Source organism: uncultured Bifidobacterium sp. (assembly GCF_945269915.1).
Taxonomy (GTDB): domain Bacteria; phylum Actinomycetota; class Actinomycetes; order Actinomycetales; family Bifidobacteriaceae; genus Bombiscardovia; species Bombiscardovia indica.
The window spans coordinates 1-3,287 of record NZ_CALYOY010000067.1; the positions used below are offsets into that span (position 1 = coordinate 1).

Here is a 3,287-nt window from a genome sequence, read left to right on the forward strand (position 1 = left end):
GTTAAACACGACCTGACAGTAAATCACCAATGAGGATGAGGCTTCATGTTTATTCCACGCTACTACGAGGACCCCTCCAGACTGCATGTGGGGACCCAACCCAATCGCTCCTACTTCATCCCGGCTTCGGGGCCGATGGATTCCAGGGGTGACAGGAGGAAGGAGTCCGACCGTTACCTGGATCTGGATGGTGCCTGGGATTTTCGCTACTATCCCAGTCTCTATGACCTGGACGCAGAAATCGCCCTAGCCCAGGAGAGTGGTGAGCCCCTCTTCTATCAGGAGGACTTCGATCCTCAGACCGATGCCGGGCATGGGGTGTTCAAGCCCATCGCCGTGCCAGGGGTCTGGCAGACCCAGGGGTATGACAATCCTCAGTACACCAACGTGCAGTACCCCTTCCCCTTCGATCCGCCCATGGTCCCCCAGGACAACCCCTGTGGAATCTATCTGCGGACCTTTGAATACCAACCTGACGCCAGAGCCCCCCGTGCCCTGCTGGACTTCGACGGGGTGGATTCCTGCTTCTACCTCTGGGTGAACGGTGAACTGGTGGGGTACAGCCAGGTCTCCCACTCCACCAGCGAATTCGATGTGACCGATCACCTCAGGCCGGGGCGTAACCGTCTTGCCGTTCTGGTGCTCAAGTGGTGCGACGGCAGCTACCTGGAGGACCAGGACAAATTCAGGATGAGCGGCATCTTCCGTGATGTCTATATCCTGCGCCGCCCCGAAGGCGGCATCCGGGATTACTTCGTCCATACCGACCTGGCACAGGACAATTCCCAGGCCTGGGTCACCGTGGATCTCGACCTGTCGCCCACCGGCCAATCGGCTAAACCGACAGTCAGGGCCAGACTTGTGGACTCGGCGGGACATGAGGTCGCCAGGGGTGCAACCGAGGGGGGCGGGGACCGGACCAGTCTGACCCTGGAGGTTGCCCATCCCCGTTTGTGGAATGCCGAGGACCCGCAGCTCTACAGGTTGGAGCTCTCCACCAGGGCCGATGGCCTGGAGGAGGGATCCATGGAGGATCCTGACGAGTTCATCACCGACCATATCGGCCTGCGCAGCGTGAGTGTCGATGGGCAGGTGGTCAAGGTCAACGGCTCTCCCATCAAGATCCATGGTGTCAACCGGCACGATGGGGACCCCAGGACGGGCTTCGCCATAGACCAGGATCAGATCATGCGCGATCTGGTGCTGATGAAGGAGCACAACGTCAATGCCATCCGCACTTCCCACTATCCCAACGCACCGCAGTATTACGCCCTGTTCGATCAGATGGGCTTCTACGTGGTGGCCGAGGCCGACCTGGAGACCCACGGTATCGAATCCCTCTATCATGGTCCCGACTGGAAGGAACCTGAGTACTGGAATGGCAAGATAGCCGACGACCCCGTCTTCACCCAGTCCATCCTGGACAGGGTCCAGCGCAGTCTGGAACGCGACAAGAACCATCCCTCGATCATCATCTGGTCCATGGGCAACGAGAGCGGGTACGGGTGCGGGATCGAGGCGGCCCTGGCCTGGACCAAGCAGCGAGACCCCTCGCGACTGACCCATTACGAGTCGGCGATCCACGGTTCACCCAGGACCGACCTCGATTACTCCAATCTGGATATCACCTCCAGGATGTACCCCTCCATCCGCCAGATCGAGGATTACTTCACACCCGAGGGTCCCCATGGCATCAGTTCACACGGGGATGACGGGGATGGGGGTCGACGGCCCTACTTCCTGTGCGAGTTCTGCCACGCCATGGGATTGGGGCCGGGCGATCTTGAGGACTACTTCCGCGTTTTCCAGGACCATCCGGGCATTCTGGGTGGATGCGTCTGGGAGTGGGCCGACCATGCCATTGATCAGGGACGGGCCCGGGACGGCCGCCGGGTCTACACCTATGGTGGCGATCATGGTGAGTATCCCAACGATGGCAACTTCTGCATGGATGGTCTGGTCTATCCTGACCGGTGCCCCCATACCGGGCTGGAGGAGTTCAAGAACGTCTTTCGTCCGGCCAGGGTGGTTGGTTTCGATCCGGTCGATGGCGCAATTCGCCTGCACAATTACCTGGACTTCACCTATCTGGACGAGTATCTGACCCTGTCCTGGACCGTGCTCAGGGACGGGGAACCTGCATCCTCCGGGAATCTGGCGGGGGAGGCCGAGGCTGATCTGCACATCGCCCCCCACCAGGAGGGAGGGGTCAGGCTCCCCGATGTGGAGTGGCCCGATCGGGGACGGGTGACCCTACTGGTTTCCTACGTCTTGAAGAAGGACGATCGGAATCTTCCCCAGGGGCACGTCCTGGGGTTCGATGAGTTGGATGCCGCCGCCATGGGGCTGGAGGAGCGGCCCAACAGCCTGGCGGAAATCATCCGGGAAGGGCAGGGTCACGGTCGGCAAAGCCCCGCCCGACCCATGACCAAGGAAGGAGCCGGCACGATCGAGGTGGAAGGCGAGGATTGGCGGTATGTCTTCAACAGACGCACCGGCATGCTGGATACCGCAATCGTGGCCAACCGACAGATTCTGACGGCCCCCGTCCAGGTCAATGTCTGGCGGGCTCCCACCGACAACGATGCCACCATCAAGCAGGAGTGGTTCAAAGCCCAATACGATCGGACCGTGACCCGGGCGTACGAATCCAGTCTGGATATTGACGAGGATCACGATCGCACCATAATCCGCGGCGACCTGGCCCTGGTGTCACCGGGTATCCAGCCCCTGGGCCGCATTGAGGCCACCTGGTCCCTTGACGGTCGGGGAGGGCTGGATCTTGGGCTGAACTTCCACAAGGACGCCGACTTCCCCGTCCTGCCGAGGTTCGGTATCCGTCTCTTCCTGCCCAGATCCATGGACAGGGTGACCTATTGCGGATACGGGCCATACGAGAGCTACAGGGACATGCACCGGGCCAGCCACTATGGCGTCTTCTCCAATACCGCCGAAGGTCTGGTGGAGCATTATCTGCGCCCCCAGGAGAACGGGTCACGTTTCGGTTGCGATTATCTGATGGTTGAGGATGACAGGTCCGTCCTGGAGGTCGCCGGTGACACCCCGGTCTCCTTCAGCTGCTCGCCATACACCCAGGAGGAGCTGACGGGCCAGGGCCACGACTACGAACTGCGGGAATGCGGCTCCACCGTACTCTGCCTGGATTACGCCACGGCGGGTATCGGCTCCAACAGCTGCGGCCCCGTCCTGGCCCCTGCATATCAACTGGATGAAACCGAGATCACCTTCGGCCTGCATCTGAGGGTCCGGCCCCGCTAGTTTCCCGA

The 3,287-nt window shown here is 61.1% G+C and carries 1 protein-coding gene; it reads left to right on the forward strand.

The window, feature by feature from the left end:
* The first annotated feature begins 45 nt into the window (after nucleotides 1–45).
* Nucleotides 46–3,279, forward strand: coding sequence for a glycoside hydrolase family 2 TIM barrel-domain containing protein (locus Q0K62_RS07910; RefSeq protein WP_297317431.1), 3,234 nt, complete (start codon nucleotides 46–48; stop codon nucleotides 3,277–3,279).
* The last annotated feature ends 8 nt before the right edge of the window (nucleotides 3,280–3,287 follow it).

Bases quoted from the DNA above. Each gene is read 5' to 3' on its own strand.
- Q0K62_RS07910 (WP_297317431.1), top strand. From the start codon at position 46: ATGTTTATTCCACGCTACTACGAGGACCCCTCCAGACTGCATGTGGGG.